This is a genomic window from Flammeovirgaceae bacterium SG7u.111 (assembly GCA_034044135.1).
Taxonomy (GTDB): domain Bacteria; phylum Bacteroidota; class Bacteroidia; order Cytophagales; family Flammeovirgaceae.
Genome location: CP139021.1, coordinates 49125 through 65342, shown reverse-complemented (window position 1 = coordinate 65342; position 16218 = coordinate 49125). Strand labels below are relative to the sequence as shown.

At 39.7% G+C, this 16218-nt stretch carries 16 protein-coding genes; 6 read left to right on the top strand and 10 right to left on the bottom strand.

The features are described from left to right. Positions 1-101: 101 nt before the first annotated feature. Both secDF and R9C00_00320 read right to left on the bottom strand, forming a co-directional pair. Complete coding sequence (secDF, locus tag R9C00_00325) at positions 102-3113, bottom strand: protein translocase subunit SecDF (GenBank protein WPO35899.1); 3012 nt, start codon at positions 3111-3113, stop codon at positions 102-104. Between the two features lie 123 nt (positions 3114-3236). Beyond that, on the bottom strand, positions 3237-3602 hold the full coding sequence (locus R9C00_00320; GenBank protein WPO35898.1) for a hypothetical protein: 366 nt from the start codon (positions 3600-3602) through the stop codon (positions 3237-3239). A gap of 165 nt (positions 3603-3767) precedes the next feature. Between R9C00_00320 and R9C00_00315 the strand changes: the two genes are divergently transcribed. The 3 genes from R9C00_00315 (at position 3768) to R9C00_00305 (ending at position 5921) form a co-directional block, all read left to right on the top strand. Beyond that, positions 3768-4604, top strand: a complete 837-nt coding sequence (locus R9C00_00315; GenBank protein ID WPO35897.1) for an alpha/beta hydrolase — start codon at positions 3768-3770, stop codon at positions 4602-4604. Between the two features lie 711 nt (positions 4605-5315). Beyond that, complete coding sequence (locus tag R9C00_00310; protein WPO35896.1) at positions 5316-5534, top strand: hypothetical protein; 219 nt, start codon at positions 5316-5318, stop codon at positions 5532-5534. Between the two features lie 228 nt (positions 5535-5762). Then, a complete protein-coding gene (locus tag R9C00_00305; GenBank protein WPO35895.1) occupies positions 5763-5921 on the top strand; it encodes a DUF5522 domain-containing protein in 159 nt (52 codons plus the stop codon). Positions 5922-5966: 45 nt separating this feature from the next. Here R9C00_00305 and R9C00_00300 read toward each other — a convergent pair whose 3' ends face one another. Next, complete coding sequence (locus R9C00_00300) at positions 5967-6707, bottom strand: DUF1080 domain-containing protein (GenBank protein ID WPO35894.1); 741 nt, start codon at positions 6705-6707, stop codon at positions 5967-5969. A gap of 168 nt (positions 6708-6875) precedes the next feature. Between R9C00_00300 and R9C00_00295 the strand changes: the two genes are divergently transcribed. Further along, entirely contained in the window at positions 6876-8003 is a 1128-nt protein-coding gene (locus R9C00_00295) for a DNA polymerase III subunit delta (GenBank protein WPO35893.1), read from the top strand. Here the strand turns inward: R9C00_00295 and R9C00_00290 are convergent, their stop codons facing one another. From R9C00_00290 to R9C00_00280, 3 genes are all read right to left on the bottom strand, one after another. Continuing rightward, positions 8004-8354, bottom strand: coding sequence for a hypothetical protein (locus R9C00_00290; GenBank protein WPO35892.1), 351 nt, complete (start codon positions 8352-8354; stop codon positions 8004-8006). Continuing rightward, positions 8326-8517 carry a hypothetical protein gene (locus tag R9C00_00285; protein WPO35891.1) on the bottom strand — a complete coding sequence of 64 codons (192 nt, stop codon included), beginning with the start codon at positions 8515-8517 and terminating at the stop codon, positions 8326-8328. Before R9C00_00285 ends, R9C00_00290 begins: the two co-directional genes overlap by 29 nt. A gap of 157 nt (positions 8518-8674) precedes the next feature. Next, complete coding sequence (locus tag R9C00_00280) at positions 8675-8998, bottom strand: Dabb family protein (GenBank protein ID WPO35890.1); 324 nt, start codon at positions 8996-8998, stop codon at positions 8675-8677. 185 nt (positions 8999-9183) lie between these two features. Here R9C00_00280 and R9C00_00275 point away from each other — a divergent pair, with 185 nt between their 5' ends. Continuing rightward, on the top strand, positions 9184-11139 hold the full coding sequence (locus R9C00_00275; GenBank protein WPO35889.1) for a tetratricopeptide repeat protein: 1956 nt from the start codon (positions 9184-9186) through the stop codon (positions 11137-11139). Between the two features lie 36 nt (positions 11140-11175). Continuing rightward, positions 11176-12558 (top strand): DNA repair protein RadA, encoded by a 1383-nt coding sequence (gene radA, locus R9C00_00270; protein ID WPO35888.1) that lies wholly within the window; start codon positions 11176-11178, stop codon positions 12556-12558. On the opposite strand, the gene R9C00_00265 is transcribed toward radA, so the two are convergent. From R9C00_00265 to R9C00_00250, 4 genes are all read right to left on the bottom strand, one after another. Continuing rightward, positions 12555-13085: a threonine/serine exporter family protein gene (locus R9C00_00265; GenBank protein ID WPO35887.1), complete on the bottom strand. Its 531-nt coding sequence runs from the start codon at positions 13083-13085 to the stop codon at positions 12555-12557. The genes radA and R9C00_00265 overlap by 4 nt on opposite strands. Positions 13086-13089: 4 nt before the next feature. Further along, positions 13090-13869: a threonine/serine exporter family protein gene (locus tag R9C00_00260; GenBank protein WPO35886.1), complete on the bottom strand. Its 780-nt coding sequence runs from the start codon at positions 13867-13869 to the stop codon at positions 13090-13092. Between the two features lie 239 nt (positions 13870-14108). Beyond that, positions 14109-14483: a hypothetical protein gene (locus R9C00_00255; protein WPO35885.1), complete on the bottom strand. Its 375-nt coding sequence runs from the start codon at positions 14481-14483 to the stop codon at positions 14109-14111. Positions 14484-14706: 223 nt separating this feature from the next. Then, on the bottom strand, positions 14707-16164 hold the full coding sequence (locus tag R9C00_00250; protein ID WPO35884.1) for a TrkH family potassium uptake protein: 1458 nt from the start codon (positions 16162-16164) through the stop codon (positions 14707-14709). Positions 16165-16218 lie beyond the last annotated feature (54 nt).

Sequence of the window (16218 nt, the reverse complement as noted above, 5' to 3'; positions counted from 1 at the left end):
ACACCCCCACATATTTCAAAAACTGTTTGTTTTACCCCACAAAAAAAGGTGCTCCCTTTACAGGAGCACCTTCTCAATATGATGAATACTTTATTTAAAACCTAAGCATTTTCTTTCTCTTTATCCTCTTTGTTTTCCAATAGGTGACGGGTATCGTAAACTATTGGAGTTGCAACGAAAATTGACGAGTAAGTACCGATCAAGATACCTACCATTAGGGCGAAAGAGAAACCTCTCAACACCTCGCCACCAAAGAACAACAAGATCAAGATTACGATCAACGTTGTTACTGAGGTAATCAAGGTACGGCTCAACGTACTGTTCACCGACTCATTGAGCGTCTCAATGTATGAGTGACCAATTCCTAAGTTGATGTATTCCCTTACACGGTCAAATACCACCACGGTATCGTTAATCGAATAACCAATTACAGTCAACATAGCCGCTATAAAGACTTGGTCAATTTCCAAAGAAAGACCCACCAAGTTTGCTATAGAATAAACTGAAAGGACGATCAAACTATCGTGGAATAGGGCAACTACCGCACCCAAGCCAAACCTCCAGTTACGGAACCTAACCCAGATGTAGAAGAAAATAGCCATTAGCGAGAACAACACTGCCTTGAAAGATGAAGCGGCTATATCATCGGCGATAGTAGCACCCACTTTAGATGTACTTGGAATAATGAACTTACCTTCAGCCAACAATTCTTCAGCAGGCTCGTATGTATCGCCAGTGAACGATTCAACACTTGCTACCAAAGCATTCATTACCAAGCTATCTGCTGCAGAAGATTCATTTTCTACTAAGTAGTTGGTCGTAATTTTTAGCTTTTGCGAACTACCAAATGTTTTCGCTTCAATATCAGCTCCTTCCAAGCCTTTCTTGATAGCCACTTCTATTTCAGAAGGAACTACATCTTTCTTGAACTCGATTACATACGAACGACCACCTTGGAAATCGACACCTAAATTAAGACCGCTTGTTGCTATTACACCAATACCGATTATGATCAAACCAGTAGAGAAAGCATAAGCGATTTTACGCTTGGACATAAAGTTGAAATTAGGTGCACTCAAAAGAGCTTTTGAAAGTGGGGTCACGAAAGAAATATTGCTCTGGTTTCCTTTTTTGGTCATCCAAGAAACAATTACCCTTGTGATGAATACCGCAGAGAAGAATGAACAAGCAATACCAATCATCAATGTTACTGCGAAACCTTTCACTGGACCAGAACCAAATGAGTACAAGAAAATACCCGTAAGGAAGGTAGTTAAGTTTGAGTCAAAAATAGTCCAGAAAGCACGGTCATAACCTTGGTTAATAGCTCCCATTAGGTTTTCCGAATCTTTCTTGAGCTCTTCCCTAATTCTCTCGAAAATCAATACGTTCGCATCAATCGACATACCGATGGTAAGTACGATACCAGCAATACCTGGCAAAGTTAACGCAGCTCCTAATTGAGCCAATACACCCAATATGAAGAAGATATTGATCACAAGTGCGATATTTGCTACCATACCACCTTTTGAGTAGTAAGCAATCATGAACAACACAACCACGATCAAACCTGCTACTACTGAAATAATACCTTGGTTTTGAGCTTCCATACCAAGTGAAGGACCAACTACTACTTCTTCTACAATTCGAGTAGGAGCAGGAAGTTTACCAGCTTTCAGTACATTAGCCAAATCTTTTGCCTCTTCTACGGTGAAGTTACCAGTGATAGAAGAATTACCGCCCGCAATCTCTTGGATTACGTTTGGAGCAGAATACACATAGCCATCAAGGGCGATAGCAATTTGCTTGTTTACGTTTTTCCCTGTAAGCTTTTTCCATTTCTTAGCACCCTCAATGTTCATTGACATGGAAACATCAGGCATACCTCTTTGGTCAAAACTTTGGTTTGCATCTACTATTACTTCACCAGTAAGTGGAGCACCGCTTATACGGCTTTTTCTCACTGCATAAAGCATAATATTTTCAGTAGGGATATTATCAGCACCAGCTATTGGTTTCACATCCCACATAAACTGCAAATCTGGAGGAAGAAGAGCTTGAACAGCCTCATCGTTGATAATCTTATTGATTTTGCCAGTATCTGACATGCTGTATAGCAGGGCATCTCTAGCACGGAGCAATAAGAAAAGGTCAGAAACTTCAGGCTCGGCAAGTTCTTGCAATAAGGAATCAGCAGCAGCAGAATCAGCATTTATGTCTTCAGAATCGAATAACGACTCTTCCTCTTGAGCTGCAGGAGCTTCTTCACTCTCTGTAACCAATTCTTCAGTAGTATTTTCGGTCTGAACAGCTTTCTCAGCTTTTTTCTTTTTCACCAAGTAATCATTTACCCTAGTAAGGTAAGGAGAGAATTCTTGTGGAGTCCATACTTCTAAAAATTCCAACTTAGCAACACCTTGCAAAAGTTTTCTGATACGCTGCGGGTTATCAACACCTGGTAATTCCAACTGGATACGGCCAGTTCCTTGGATACGCTGAATAACTGGTTGCGAAACACCAAATTTATCAATCCTAGTTCTGATTACGTTAAAAGCACGGTCAATTGCACCTTCTACTTCTTCTTCAATTACTTTCCTTACTTGCTCATCAGTAGAACCAAAGTCGATACGCCCCCTGTTAGCGCTATTTGCAAAAATGCTAGCAAGTGACTTATTTGGAGCTAGTTCACTTAGAGATTGGAAAAACAACTCGGTGAAAGTAGCTTGGCTACTTGCCTGCTTCGATTCAGCAACTTTAAGTGCTTCTCTAAAATCAGGATCTGGGTTATCGCCAGACAATGCAACTAAAATTTCTACTGGAGAAATTTCAAGAGTTACGTGCATACCTCCTCTAAGGTCAAGACCTAAGTTCAGCTCACGCTCTTTTACATCTTTGTACGTAAACTCCATCCCAAGGAAGTTGTACACAGGCTTGTTCCAGAGTGAATCAAGGTATGCTTGCTTCGCAAAGTAGTTGATCTTACCACTTGCGTCGGCAGCGTACTCATTAGCCTCCTCATTTATACCTCTCGACACCAACGTAAAGGATAAGTAAAATAAACTCAGTGCCGTGATGATAATGGTTAAAGTAATTATTCCGGTCTTATTTCTCATATTATTAAGGTTTGGAAAAAATCAATATATAAAATTACCCGCAACTAGCCGTAGCGGGCTGCAAGCATATTTTTCTAATAAAATAAAAGCGTTTAGCTATTGAAAGAATGGAAAAGGCATAACCTAGGGAGCGTGCCTTGTAATTATATTTTCAAGAAGTGTTTGAAAATAGGGAAGTTCTGAAGGGTAAACAGCTTTTTCAACAGGCTCGTACGTATCGTTTACTACAGTTTGATACTCGTAACTGGGGTTAAAAAAAACTTTTTTGTGAAAACTTATATGGACAACTGGAGAAATAACAGCGTTAAAGCAAAGCCCTTGTTCTAGCTTCACATCGTTAGTAGAACTGCCGTCAGGCTGCTCCTGCTGCGATTTTTCCACCTGAGGAACAGCATACGCCGCTGCCATCGTATCTGTGGTAGAAACGATCAGCATTAACATTGTGAGGAGCAATGCCCCGAGCTGCCCTATGGTTTTCTGTTTTTTCATTAAGTCCGCAAAGGTATTTATTTTATTAGAAATTAAAAAAACTTGCCCAATTACCTGACCTCCACTCATTTTAGATTTAAAACTCGTACAAAAAGTCACTATGAGGTGAATCAGCTTGAAGTATTTTTTGTTAAACTTAAACAACCGCAACCAAAACCGTAAGTAGTGACCGAACTTCTTGCCAAATACACCAACCGCCATTCGAGGTTTATCCCCCTCAAAGGCGTTCTCACCCACTACCGAATGGAGGGGAGTGGTCCTTATTTACTTTTGCTACACGGCTCATTTTCCTCTCTCCATACCTACGACGAATGGACCAAGATCCTCTCTAGGAGGTACACCGTAATAAGATTAGACCTCCCAGGCTTTGGGCTTACTGGACCAAACAATGAAGGAAGGTACGATATGCCTTACTTTTTGAAGTTTATTCGGCTTTTCTTAGCCGTACTCGATGTAGAAAAATGCAGCATTGCCGGTAGCTCGTTAGGTGGCTGGGTAGCTTGGGAATATGCCCTAAAATTCCCCAATCAAGTAAAAAAACTCATTTTGATAGATTCGGCAGGTTTTTTAGATACCAAAAGCATTCCGCTTCCTTTCAAAATGGCTCAAACACCTTTTGTCAACAGAGTAATAAAATATGCTGTAAGAAAAACAGTACTTGAAGACTTTGTAAAAGAAGTATACTTTAACCAATCTAAAGTAACACCAACTTTGGTCGATCGCTATTATGATCTTTTTAATAGAGAAGGGAATCCTGAAGCTTTTTTTAAAATGGTAAATGGGAAGTTTAAAGACAACACACGTCATCTTAAAGAAATAAAACAGCACACCCTCATATTGTGGGGGAAAGAAGACAAATGGATCCCCGTGGAAAATGCCAGCAAATTCCATGAAGCCATCCCACATAACGAACTAATCATTTATGACCTCATAGGCCACCTGCCCATGGAAGAAATACCAATGGATTCTGCACAAGATGTAGAAGCTTTTTTGACTTCATAAACAATGCACCCTTATTTCTTAGCTTTATTTTTTGATCTAAATGCTTATTATAAGATCGAGAGAAAATAATTCATAAAAATTGACAACATTTTATACCTACTCCCGTACATATAATGTAGTACGATTACAATAAATATGAACAAACTATTTCATAGGCAATTTTTTTTCTCCGTAACCATTGTTTTACTAATACAAGGAGTTTCACCTACACTTTCAAGTACTAAAAATACTGAAACGGTAATCTGCTATGTAAAACATGGGGTTTGTACTTCCCAGAAAAAACAAATTACCTGCAATACTAGTTTAGCATATTATACTCCAAACCACTTTCCACATAGAGAAAAAACTTACCCCATTGGGCACGCCCCATTCACTCCCATTTCTATTATCGACCTAAAGCAATCTTTTTTGCTTTGAGCTTCATTTAAAAACATGAAATACAATACTCGATAATCACGAAAATTATAATGCAAAATTCTGTTAGAACTAAAGAAAAGACTCACAAGTTTATGTACTTGCTAGGACTTATGCTCTTCATGTGCGTAGTAATGCTTATGTTCTTTTCACCCAAAAGATATTTGGTATCGAACCGGCACGATGCTAGTCATACCGAACAACCAAAAGACCAACTAAACAAGCACGCTTTAGCTTTAGAATTACCATAAACCATAGCTTAAAATCAACAAATAACCCTAATTGACCATTAACATTATGCAAGCACAGACGAACATGCTGGAATACAGCAAAGTTATTTTAGAAAAAGTAAGTTTTGACATTAAACTTTTTGAAAAAGAATTAGACAAAGCGATCAAACAACTTGCAAACGACGAAGTTAAAGACCTACTTAAATGGTGCGAAAGAAAATTCAACGATTTGTTCAACTCATTGAGAGGTAAATACCCAATAGCGAAAAGCATAGCAGTTTCCTGAAAAGGACTCCAAAATATTCATGATGACTAGATAATCCCTAGGGTTTTTTATAAGAACCTTGCTCAAATGGGCAAGGTTTTTTTTGTTAACAGCCAACAATAGTGGTTCACAAAAAGATGAGAATAAACATATTTTTCTGTTTTTAAACCTAAAGGGAAAGAGAAATCCCCCTATTCTTGCAAGGGAAAACAGACTGCTAAATAAAAATAACCGACAAAAGTTGAGCTAATGGAAAAAAAGAGACCTTTCAAAGGGCTAAAAGAGGAAGAATATTACTTCACCAAAGAAGGGTTTGTAGTATTCACCAAAGCATACCATCTCAAAAGGGGCTATTGCTGCAAAAACGGGTGCAAGCATTGCCCATGGGAGTATAAAAAGAAAATGTAGGTTACACAGTGAGCAGCCTACATTTTTTCTTTTACTAAAGTACGTTTAATGAAGCTCTTTTAACCTTATATCTTTAAATAGAATTTTCTTCCCCGCATCTTCTTCTTTATTTATACTGTGAAGCTGAATCGCTATAAAGCCACTTTCTGCTCCACCATCGGTCGTATTTATAATAGGCACGTCATTGAGCCATGTCTGGAGACTATCTCCCCTCACTACTACCTTCAGTTTATTCCAGTCCCCATTTTTAAAAGCTGCCCGCTTCTCATCTTGGTCAGCCAAATGCTCTATCCAACCTCGACCTCCTTCTTCATAAAACCCTCCCGACCACGCTCTTTCTGAAGGGTCTAACTCAAATTGATAACCATGAACCCTACCTGCTTCCCAGTTCCTTGTTACCGTATCTAGCTTTCCTGTAACATAAACGGTCGCAGTATCGATAGGATAAACCGCACTTCTGTATTGAATGCCAGTATTGATTCCTTGGGGTACTTTGACTGTTGCTTCCAACTCGAAATCACTGTACTCTTTCTCCGTTGCCAAAAAAGTGTTGGGAATGCCCATAGTCGTTTCTGCTACTAGCATCCCGTCTTCCACATAAAACCTTGCTTCTTTTACCCCTATCACTTTCCAGCCCTCCAAGCTTTTTCCATTAAACAAATCCACAAACGCTTCAGCCTTTGACTCTATTGCTTCTGCTTCCTCCTTTTGAGCTGGCTGACCGCCACAAGCATACAGCATCATTAAAATGATTCCTGAAAAAAAATTAAGCAGTTGTCTTTCCATTTCCATCAGTTTTAAGGGTTGTACAATCAAATATACTTCTCAGTCACCAAATTGAAAGTTAAAATAGTTGAAATAAGCCTAGTATCAATTATATAGTTGCAGAGCGAGAGTTTACCAAAGGGTTTTAAAAATTACTACATTTGTCATCCAATAAAACGCTAGAAAAAGGTGCAATTTTCAGATATAAACGGACTAGAAGAAGTAAAAAAAACACTGATCCAATCGGTGAGCAAAGGTCATGTAGCCCACGCCCAGCTTTTTATGTCCTCTCCCGGAAATGCTAACCTACCTTTAGCGCTAGCATTTGCCACCTATGTAAGCTGTACTGATCAGCAAGAAAATGATTCCTGTGGGAAATGTCCGTCTTGTGTGAAGATGAAAAAATTTATCCACCCAGACCTGCACTTCATTTTCCCCACAGCCACTACCAAGAAAATCACCAAAAACAAAGATGCGATTAGCCAAGCATTCTTGCCCGACTGGCGAGAATTTTTGACAGAAAGTCCTTACCGCACCTTGCCCGAATGGGCATTTTACTTTGGAGCAGAAAATAAACAATGCACTATTTCAAAAGAAGAAAGCCTCAATATTATTAGGTCTCTTTCCTTAAAAGCCTTTGAAGGGGAATTCAAAATAATGATGGTGTGGCTACCCGAACTCATGCATCCTTCGGCTGCCAACGCTATTCTTAAAATATTAGAAGAGCCACCTCCAAAGACACTTTTCTTTTTGGTTACCAACCACTCGGAACAGTTGCTAACCACCATCCTTTCCCGTACCCAAGCGGTAAAAGTGCGCGATTTCCACGATGCTGAGCTAAAATCCATTTTAACTGAAAAGTATAGCATACCCGAGGAAAAGGCTGGGCATATTTCCTATTTGGCAGAGGGCAATATGAATACCGCACTTCGTCTTATTACAGACCATCAGGATAACAGCACGGAATATTTTAAGGAATGGATGCGGATTTGTTTCAGAAACGACTACACCAGCATGGTCGACTTTGCCGAGGAGTTCCAAAAAATGGGAAAAGAAGCCCAAAAGAGCCTCTTTCAATATGCTTTGGGTATTACTCGCGAGTCTATGGCTTGGCAGTTTGCCGAAGAAAAACTGGTAAGGTTGGAAGACAAAGAACTAGAGTTTGTAAAAAACTTCAGCAAAGTGCTTACTCCTCAGCGGTTTGAATACATGACCAAGTATTTCAACGAGTCCATAAGGTTTGTGGAGCGAAATGCCAATCCTAAAATCCTATTCATGAACCTTTCCCTCCAAATGGGCAAATTGTTCAAAATATAGCTAGCAACCTATCGCAGTAAAGTCTCCAACTTTTTTGTGCCACTCTCCTTCATCTGCCAAAGAGGAAAGGAAAAGCATCTTTTTAGATACATTATAATGATTGGTAAGATCAGCTACTATGTCAGGAATTCCATCACCATCTAGGTCGGCTACAAAAATTAGTCTGTACATGGCATCGTCAAAATTTTCTTCTCCAGATAGCACTTGCTCTACGATTTTTCCATCTTTTTCTCCTACAGCTACCCAACTGCAATACTCAATAGTACCACCCTCTTGCAAATTCCCTACTGTCTCTATTTTCACCTTGCCGAGGTCAAAACTCTCACCTAAAGATAAGATACTTCTTTTCACTTTCAGGGAGAGTTTTGGGAAAAGAACCAAGCGGAACAGCCTCTGTAGTTAGCACATTATTCTCAACTATATCCAACTTATCCGCTCCTTCCACCACTCTCGCTTTTTCTGTTTCTACAGCAATTTCCTCCTCAGGAAAAAGGGAAGTCCAATCCTCTCCCATTACCTCCACCTCCTTGGAGAATTAGTACACCCAAAAACTAATCAGCACAAGGGCAAACAACAGGGTCTTAGCTGGTTTCATGATGTAAAAGGTTTCGTTCTTGTTCCAAAAATGCTCAATGGAGAAATATTCCCTCTTTGAGATTCAAAAAATAAACCTACATATCAACTGAATCGTACACTTGAACCTTCTCCCAATACATCGAATTTTCGGCTATAAACTTGTGATGAATAGGATGGTCTTGGTAAATATCATGATTTGCTTTACTATCAAAAAGCACCAGAAGCGAGTACTGATAAGTGCTGTCAATCACTGGTCTATCGGTATCGGCAGGAACTCCTAAATGAGATGATTTTATTTCTTTTATCTTCACCAATTCTTCCAAGCCCTTTTCAAATTGTTGCCTTACCGCCTCATCATTGGGCTTTTTCAACCAAAAAAACACATGATGTACAAATAAATTACTTTCAGAGTTTTCCATTTTCTATCGTTTATTTTAAATAAAATTTTGCCTAAAATAAGCTTCTTATTTCAAAAACTCTAATCTATCATTTAATAGGCAACTACTTAATTGCAACTCTTTTACGCAAGAATTTTAATGCAACTATTTCGCCACATAGTACAATTTTGATTAGTTTTGTGGCAGCCTAAATATTTCAATATTAAATGAATAGAATTTTCCTTATATGTATTATTCTATTAAGCTTTCAATCAGCCTTTGCAGATTATAAAATTGACAGCTTAAAGACTGAACTTGCAAGATCTTCTGGTACGAAAAAGGTGCTGATTTTGAATGAAATTTCTGTGTTGTATAGAAACACAAATACGGAAAGGGCTATGTTCTATGCCAAAGAAGCCGTTAAGCTTGCAAAAGAAAAGGAGGATAATGAGAGTTTGGGAGAATCTCTTTTGAACTTGGGCATAGTTCACCGAACCATCGGCCAGTCCGAACAAGCCCTCATCTATTTTATGGAGGTACTCACCATTGCCGAAACTTTAGAAGACGAAGCCCTCAAAGCTGATGTACTGCACAAAATTGGTGTCACCTATCTCCTCGTCAACAATTTCATGAATGCCCTCAACTTTTCCGAAAGAGAAATTGCAATATGGAAAGAAATAGAAGATGCTTATGGTCTGGCCAATGCCCTCAACTTAAAAGGCCTTAGTCAGCTAAATTTGGGAAGGTATGCAGAGGCAGAAACAACTTTAACTGATTGTTTGGAGAAGGCAAATGAGATCAACAATCCATATCTCATATACAAGCCTCTTGTAAACCTAGGAGATCTCTATCTAAACCTTAACCAACCCGAAAAGGCTATTACCTATATCAACAGAAGTTTGGAAGTAAGCCAGCAAACAAATAATAAATTTGGCCTCTCGGCTGGGTACCTCAAACTTGGCGATGCCTATCATGCACTCAAACAGCATGACCTTGCTATTGAAAACACACGAAAAGGCTTGCGGATTTCGGAGGAGCTTAACTCCATTTCACTGGTAAGAAATAGCTACAAAGCCCTAGCTACCATCTACGAAGACGAAAAAGATTACCAGTCGGCACTGATCTACAACAAGCTTTATATTGCTACAGAGGATAGTATGATTAGTCATATTACCCGTAGGAAAATAGCCGAACTTGAGATTCAATATAAGATCAAGGAAAAGGAGCAGGAAATTAAACATTTGGTTCAAAAATCGAAATTTAGCCAGTTAAGAATTGCGTCTGTAAGCTTAATTATCCTTTTGGCAGCCCTGCTTTCCCTTGTGTGGTACAACCGTACAAAGATTAAAAAAGACTCAAATACCCAGCTGATTTTGAAAGGGCAGGAGGTGGAAAAACAGCAGCAAATCCTTTTGCAAAAGCAAAAACTGATCGATTATACTATCCACTATTCCAAAAACATTCAAAGTGTATTTCTTCCCGAAAGCCCGGCCATTCTAAATATATTTTCGAACCATTTTTTAGTAAAGAGATCAGCCTCGGAAATTGGTAGCGATTTTGCTGTTTTTTCCCATTCGAGGGATAATATCATTTTGGTAATAGCAGACTGTAACGAACATGGCTTACACGGAACAGTTAAAAACCTCTTTGTCGCTTCTATGATCAAGCAGGTGATCAACGAAAATTCTCATTTCACCCCTTCCGATATTCTTTCTGAGCTTAACGGGCGTTTAGCAAAATCAACCCAACAAGAAGGCGTAGAAAACATGTTTGAAGACGGTGTGGATATGGCGGTCATCTCTATCAATACGACAAGCCGCAGGTTAGTTTATTCGGGTGCCAACATCTCCCTTTATCACATTAAAAAGCAAGGCTTACAAATAGTAACTCCTGACCACATACCCGTTGGCGGATCGCACTTTGGTACCAATAGAAGCTTCAGCAACAAAACTTTCAGCCTCTCCAAATCGGAAAAAATACTGGTTTTTACAGATGGCTTCCAAAAACAAAAAGGCGGTAAAGACAATGTTCCTTTCTCAGAAAGAAAGGTAAGGCATCTGATGGCCGATATCATCCAAGAGAACCTCGATAGTCAAAAAGAGATGATGGAAAAGGCTTTTGATGACTGGAAAGGAGACAATCCACAAGACGACGATATCCTCATTCTTGGTATAGAAATTTAGCTTTTTTTACAGAAAAGAATTTGCTTAAATTTGGCAATGGCTAAAAAAGCAAAAACTATTTATGTGTGTCAAAACTGCGGGCACAACTCCCCCAAATGGCAAGGAAAATGTTCTTCTTGCGAAGAATGGAACACCTTTGTAGAGGAGGTAATTACCCCTAGCTCAGGTAAGCAACCCATTTGGGACACTGAGCCCCAAGGCAAAAAAATAACGGCTAACAAACCCCGACCACTCAACCAAATTGCCTACCAAGAAGAGGAGCGGTTCCTGACTGGCGACACCGAGTTTGACCGAGTGCTGGGCGGAGGGATTATGCCAGGTTCAGTAGTACTGATAGGCGGTGAGCCTGGAATTGGAAAATCTACCCTAACCCTTCAGCTAGCCTTAGAAATGCCCCAACTCAAAATTCTTTATGTATCGGGAGAAGAAAGTGGACAACAAATAAAAATGCGGGCTGCAAGAATTAAAAACACCTTGCCAGATAGTTGTCTGATTTTAACTGAAACCAATACACAAGCTATTTTCCAGCAGGTAAAAAGCACCGAGCCCAACCTGTTGATTATTGACTCCATCCAAACCTTACACTCTTCTATAGTGGAGTCGGCTGCGGGAAGTGTTTCGCAAGTGCGGGAATGCGCTGCCGAGCTTATTAGTTATGCCAAAGAAACAGGCACGCCCGTATTTCTAATTGGCCATATCACCAAAGAAGGAAGCTTGGCAGGACCAAAAGTGCTGGAACATATGGTAGATACCGTATTGCAATTTGAAGGCGACCGCCACATGAGCTACCGGGTGATGCGAACCACTAAAAACCGCTTTGGTTCTACCTCTGAACTTGGTATTTATGAAATGCAATCGACAGGGCTAAGGCAAGTGAGCAACCCTTCGGAAATATTGCTTACCCAACGGGAAGAAGATTTGAGTGGTATTACCATAGGAGCTACCCTTGAGGGAAACCGACCTTTGCTGGTCGAAATCCAATCCTTGGTGAGCAGCTCGGTATATGGAAACCCACAAAGGAGCTGCACGGGCTTCGACTCTAAAAGGCTAAATATGCTACTTGCCGTATTGGAAAAAAGAGGCGGTTATCGCCTTGGCTTGCAAGATGTTTTCCTCAACATAACAGGTGGGCTCAAAATAGAAGATCCTTCTATTGATTTAGCCGTATGCGCTTCCATCATTTCTTCTTTTGAAGATGTATCGGTGAGCAGCAAAATGTGCTTCGCCGCCGAGGTTGGCCTGGGAGGAGAAATTAGGGCAATCCCTCGTATAGAAAACCGAATTAGCGAAGCTGAAAAGCTAGGTTTTGAAGAGATTTTTATTTCCAAGTACAACAAAAAAGGGCTGGATGGAAAGTCTTTCCAAATAAAAATAATCCCAGTAGCTAAGCTCGAAGATGTATTTGGCTTACTTTTTTAATCGAACTCAATTTTCCTTTTAGCATTTTTCTTTTGGAGCGATTGCGTAACCCTTTCTTGCTTTCCTTTTTGCATAAGCAAGCGGTCAATCAGGTTGGGAATAGCCGTACCTAGCGAAAGCCCTGCCAAGATAAAAATAGCTTTCAACAAGAAAGAAACTGTTGTAGCCAAATGCTCATCTTGCGGCAAATCGCTGCTATTGAAATTTATCAGCCCAATCATTCCTTTGTAAGAAAACACACCTGGTACCATCGGAATAACCGAAGGAATTGAGATTACGTGCCCCGGCGTATGCACCTTATGCGACCAAAATGCACCCCACGTAGCTGCGCAAAGTGCTCCCAAAAAAGAGGAAAACTCTAAGTGAAAGCCTATATAATAATGGAAAATATTTCGACAGATAAGCCCTATTGCACCACCTAAGGCAGCAAACAACAGAGTTCGGACAGGAACATTGAAAAGGATGGCAAACCCTCCAGCGGCAATTGCTCCCCAAACTCCACTTAATAATAAGTCAGTAAGTTCCATATATCTATAAGGTTTCGATATTAAGTAAAGAAAGAGCAGCTATCATTCCCAAAGAAATAGACATCACCATAAGCAAACCAACAATGGCTCGGGTAAGCCCAACTATGGTAAATCCGTCCAGCATATCGTCGAGAGAGTTGATGAGCGGAACACCGGGAATGAGGAAAAGAACCGAAGCCAAAATAGCATATTGGCTGCTATCGCTTACATGCATAAGCGTGGAAACACTGCCTACGGATGTTGCTACAAATGCCGATACGGTGATAATAAAATAGCCGTTCAAGCCTTTCTTGTGAAGCTCTTGCCTCACAAATAGGGCAACCATGGTAGCTACCACGGTATTTGCCATACTAATCCAATCACCACCAAATAACAAACAAAAAGCTCCACAAGCCATTCCTACCGAAAGTAGCAAAAACCACCTTGGATAATGATGGGGAATATGATTAATTCTATCTAATTCTTCCCTGTACTGCTCAAGGCTATAATCATCTTTAATGGCCTTCCACGACAGCCTACTTATGGCTGAAACAACCGTCATATTTACTCCATGTTTTTTACACTTTCTAAACTTGGTGAACGAATTCACATTATCGCCAATGGTGATCATGAGCGTGGTGAATGTGATGTGCAAATGAAGCTTTTCTGGAGAAAGCCCCATAAATGCGGCAACTCTTCTAATATTTCTATCTATTCGGTTACTATCAGCTCCACTTTGCAACAGTAATTGCCCTGTCCAAAGCAGTAGGTCTATTTTTTCTTCCAGCTCGGCTGTTTTATTCATAAGAAAATGGAAATATGTAGGGTTTTATTAACTCCTATAAATTGAGGTAAAGATATAAATAGCTTTAAGAAAAGCTGTAGCGTACGAAGAAATATGATTAATTAAAAAGCTGAGCCCTACCCGAACAGCCCTTCAAAATATCTTTCTACTAAAGGTGGAATTTATAACGAACAAAATACTAGTTCCTTTCCAATAAAACATCTTGCAAGAAATGTCTAATTGGAAAAATGATGGATACTTTATACCTCTTCGAATCTATTCTCCATATGTATCTTTGTAAGGATTAGAATGCCAATAAAAAACACCAAACTCATGGAAAATGAATCAAATAATGTGGTATGAATAAAGCGAAGCCACAATGTATTTCCAACTAAAATCAGCAAATAGTATATCACTGCGGTACGAAAACTATTGTACTCTTCTTTTGTACTATATTTTTTATAAATAAAAAGACCAACCGTGGCCAAAGTATTTATAGCCAATCCTACTCTACTAATAGTATCACCAAGTACTGCGGATACAATATATATCGCAGCACCAGCTACAAAACCAAGGATAGCAGGTATAAAATATGGTTGTTTTCTAAAGTTTTCCCATGAAGTTCTTAAATCCATTTTTTTCTTCTTAAACTAGTGAAAAAAGGTATTCAAATAGATGTTGTATCTCCTACACAAATTAATAACATACGAAGAGATTATACTTTAGTGAAGAAGGGGTGAGAAGTGTTTACTTTAACTAGATCACTAACTATAGCTAGGAAGCAAGCTTACACCAATGACTAAAGTAAGCTTTATTATGAGTTTAACAAAAAAGTATTTGGTTTTTTTGGTATAAAAACTAGGTCTTTTTCCAATAATAAGGTGTAATTAACATCAAAACGGTAAAAAGCTCTAACCTTCCTAGCAGCATCAAGAAAGAAAGCAGCCATTTTGCAGCGCCTGGGAGGTGGGAAAAGTTTGCTTTTGGTCCTACGGAATCGAGCCCTGGACCAATATTTCCAATACAGGTTGCCACCGCACTTACCGCTGTTTCAAAGTTCAGCCCCATCATAGAAATAACCAAAGAGCTAAATGCAAAAATGGAGATGAAAATAATAAAAAAGGCAAGTACGTTGAAGGTAATCTGTTGGGATACCGCTTTATTGTTGAACCGAACGGGCATCACCGCTGAAGGATGAAGCTGACGCTTCAGCTCTAGCGCACTGTTTTTAAACAAAATGACATGCCGCACTATTTTAATCCCACCAGCAGTTGACCCAGCAGAACCTCCTACAAACATCATAATGAAGAACAACATCGTAATGAAAGGTGTCCAAGTGGTATAATCTGAAGTTCCATATCCTGTGGTGGTAATGATAGAAACTACCTGGAATACAGCATCTCTAAATGATTTTTCAATCCCATCATCTGTCACAAAATAAACCGTAACTGCTGTAATCAGGGTAAAAATAAGGGTAGATAGAAAGTAATACCTAAACTCCTCATTAGTCCAAAACTTACTAAACTTACCTTTGAACATAAAGTAGTTGAGGGTAAAACTAGTACCGGCCAAAAACATGAATACGGTGATCACATACTGAATATAAGGCGATGTAAAATGATCTACGCTTGCATTCTTTGTGGAAAAACCACCTGTAGCCATCGTAGTCAAACTATGGTTGATTGCATCGTAAAAACCCATGCCACCTAGCATGAGCAGCACACATTCTATCACGGTCAAGCCTGCATACACTAACCAAAGTCGCTTTGCCGTAGCCTGAATCCGCGGTTTCAGCTTATCGGGAGCAATTCCAGGTGCTTCAGCTACAAAAAGCTGCATCCCCCCAATTCCCAAAATTGGCAAAATGGCAACGGTAAGAACAATGATCCCCATCCCGCCTATCCATTGGGTCATGCTTCGCCAAAAAAGCAAACCTTTGTGTACGCCTTCTATATCGACAAGAATAGTTGCCCCTGTGGTGGTAAAACCCGACATGGTCTCGAAAAAGGCATCGGTCAGGTTAGGAATGGCTCCACTGAGCACAAAGGGGAGGCAACCAAAAAGCGACATAGCCAACCAGCCCAAGGTCACGATCAAGTACCCATCGCGCTTTTTAAGTTCCTTACTTTTAGCTTTACTCTTCAGCGTCCACAATGCCGCACCTACACCTAGCGTAAGCAAGCCCGAAGCAAGTAACGCGACCCAATCGCCTTCATTAAAATATAATGAAAAAGGTAGGCATAATAACATAAACAAGCCATTAATAGCCAGAAGTAAGCCTAAAAAGCTTCCGATGATTTTCCAATTATGCCTCATGAAGCACTAGATATAAAGAATCTATTCATTATATATTTTCAAAAAAACCACCAG

Excerpts from the sequence above, each read along its gene's own strand:
- secDF (WPO35899.1), bottom strand. The coding sequence starts at position 3,113 with ATGAGAAATAAGACCGGAATAATTACTTTAACCATTATCATCACGGCA.
- R9C00_00275 (WPO35889.1), top strand. The coding sequence starts at position 9,184 with ATGAATAGAATTTTCCTTATATGTATTATTCTATTAAGCTTTCAATCA.
- R9C00_00280 (WPO35890.1), bottom strand. The coding sequence starts at position 8,998 with ATGGAAAACTCTGAAAGTAATTTATTTGTACATCATGTGTTTTTTTGG.
- R9C00_00310 (WPO35896.1), top strand. The coding sequence starts at position 5,316 with ATGCAAGCACAGACGAACATGCTGGAATACAGCAAAGTTATTTTAGAA.
- R9C00_00260 (WPO35886.1), bottom strand. The coding sequence starts at position 13,869 with ATGAATAAAACAGCCGAGCTGGAAGAAAAAATAGACCTACTGCTTTGG.
- R9C00_00320 (WPO35898.1), bottom strand. The coding sequence starts at position 3,602 with ATGAAAAAACAGAAAACCATAGGGCAGCTCGGGGCATTGCTCCTCACA.
- R9C00_00265 (WPO35887.1), bottom strand. The coding sequence starts at position 13,085 with ATGGAACTTACTGACTTATTATTAAGTGGAGTTTGGGGAGCAATTGCC.
- radA (WPO35888.1), top strand. The coding sequence starts at position 11,176 with ATGGCTAAAAAAGCAAAAACTATTTATGTGTGTCAAAACTGCGGGCAC.
- R9C00_00250 (WPO35884.1), bottom strand. The coding sequence starts at position 16,164 with ATGAGGCATAATTGGAAAATCATCGGAAGCTTTTTAGGCTTACTTCTG.
- R9C00_00305 (WPO35895.1), top strand. The coding sequence starts at position 5,763 with ATGGAAAAAAAGAGACCTTTCAAAGGGCTAAAAGAGGAAGAATATTAC.
- R9C00_00300 (WPO35894.1), bottom strand. The coding sequence starts at position 6,707 with ATGGAAAGACAACTGCTTAATTTTTTTTCAGGAATCATTTTAATGATG.
- R9C00_00255 (WPO35885.1), bottom strand. The coding sequence starts at position 14,483 with ATGGATTTAAGAACTTCATGGGAAAACTTTAGAAAACAACCATATTTT.
- R9C00_00285 (WPO35891.1), bottom strand. The coding sequence starts at position 8,517 with ATGGGAGAGGATTGGACTTCCCTTTTTCCTGAGGAGGAAATTGCTGTA.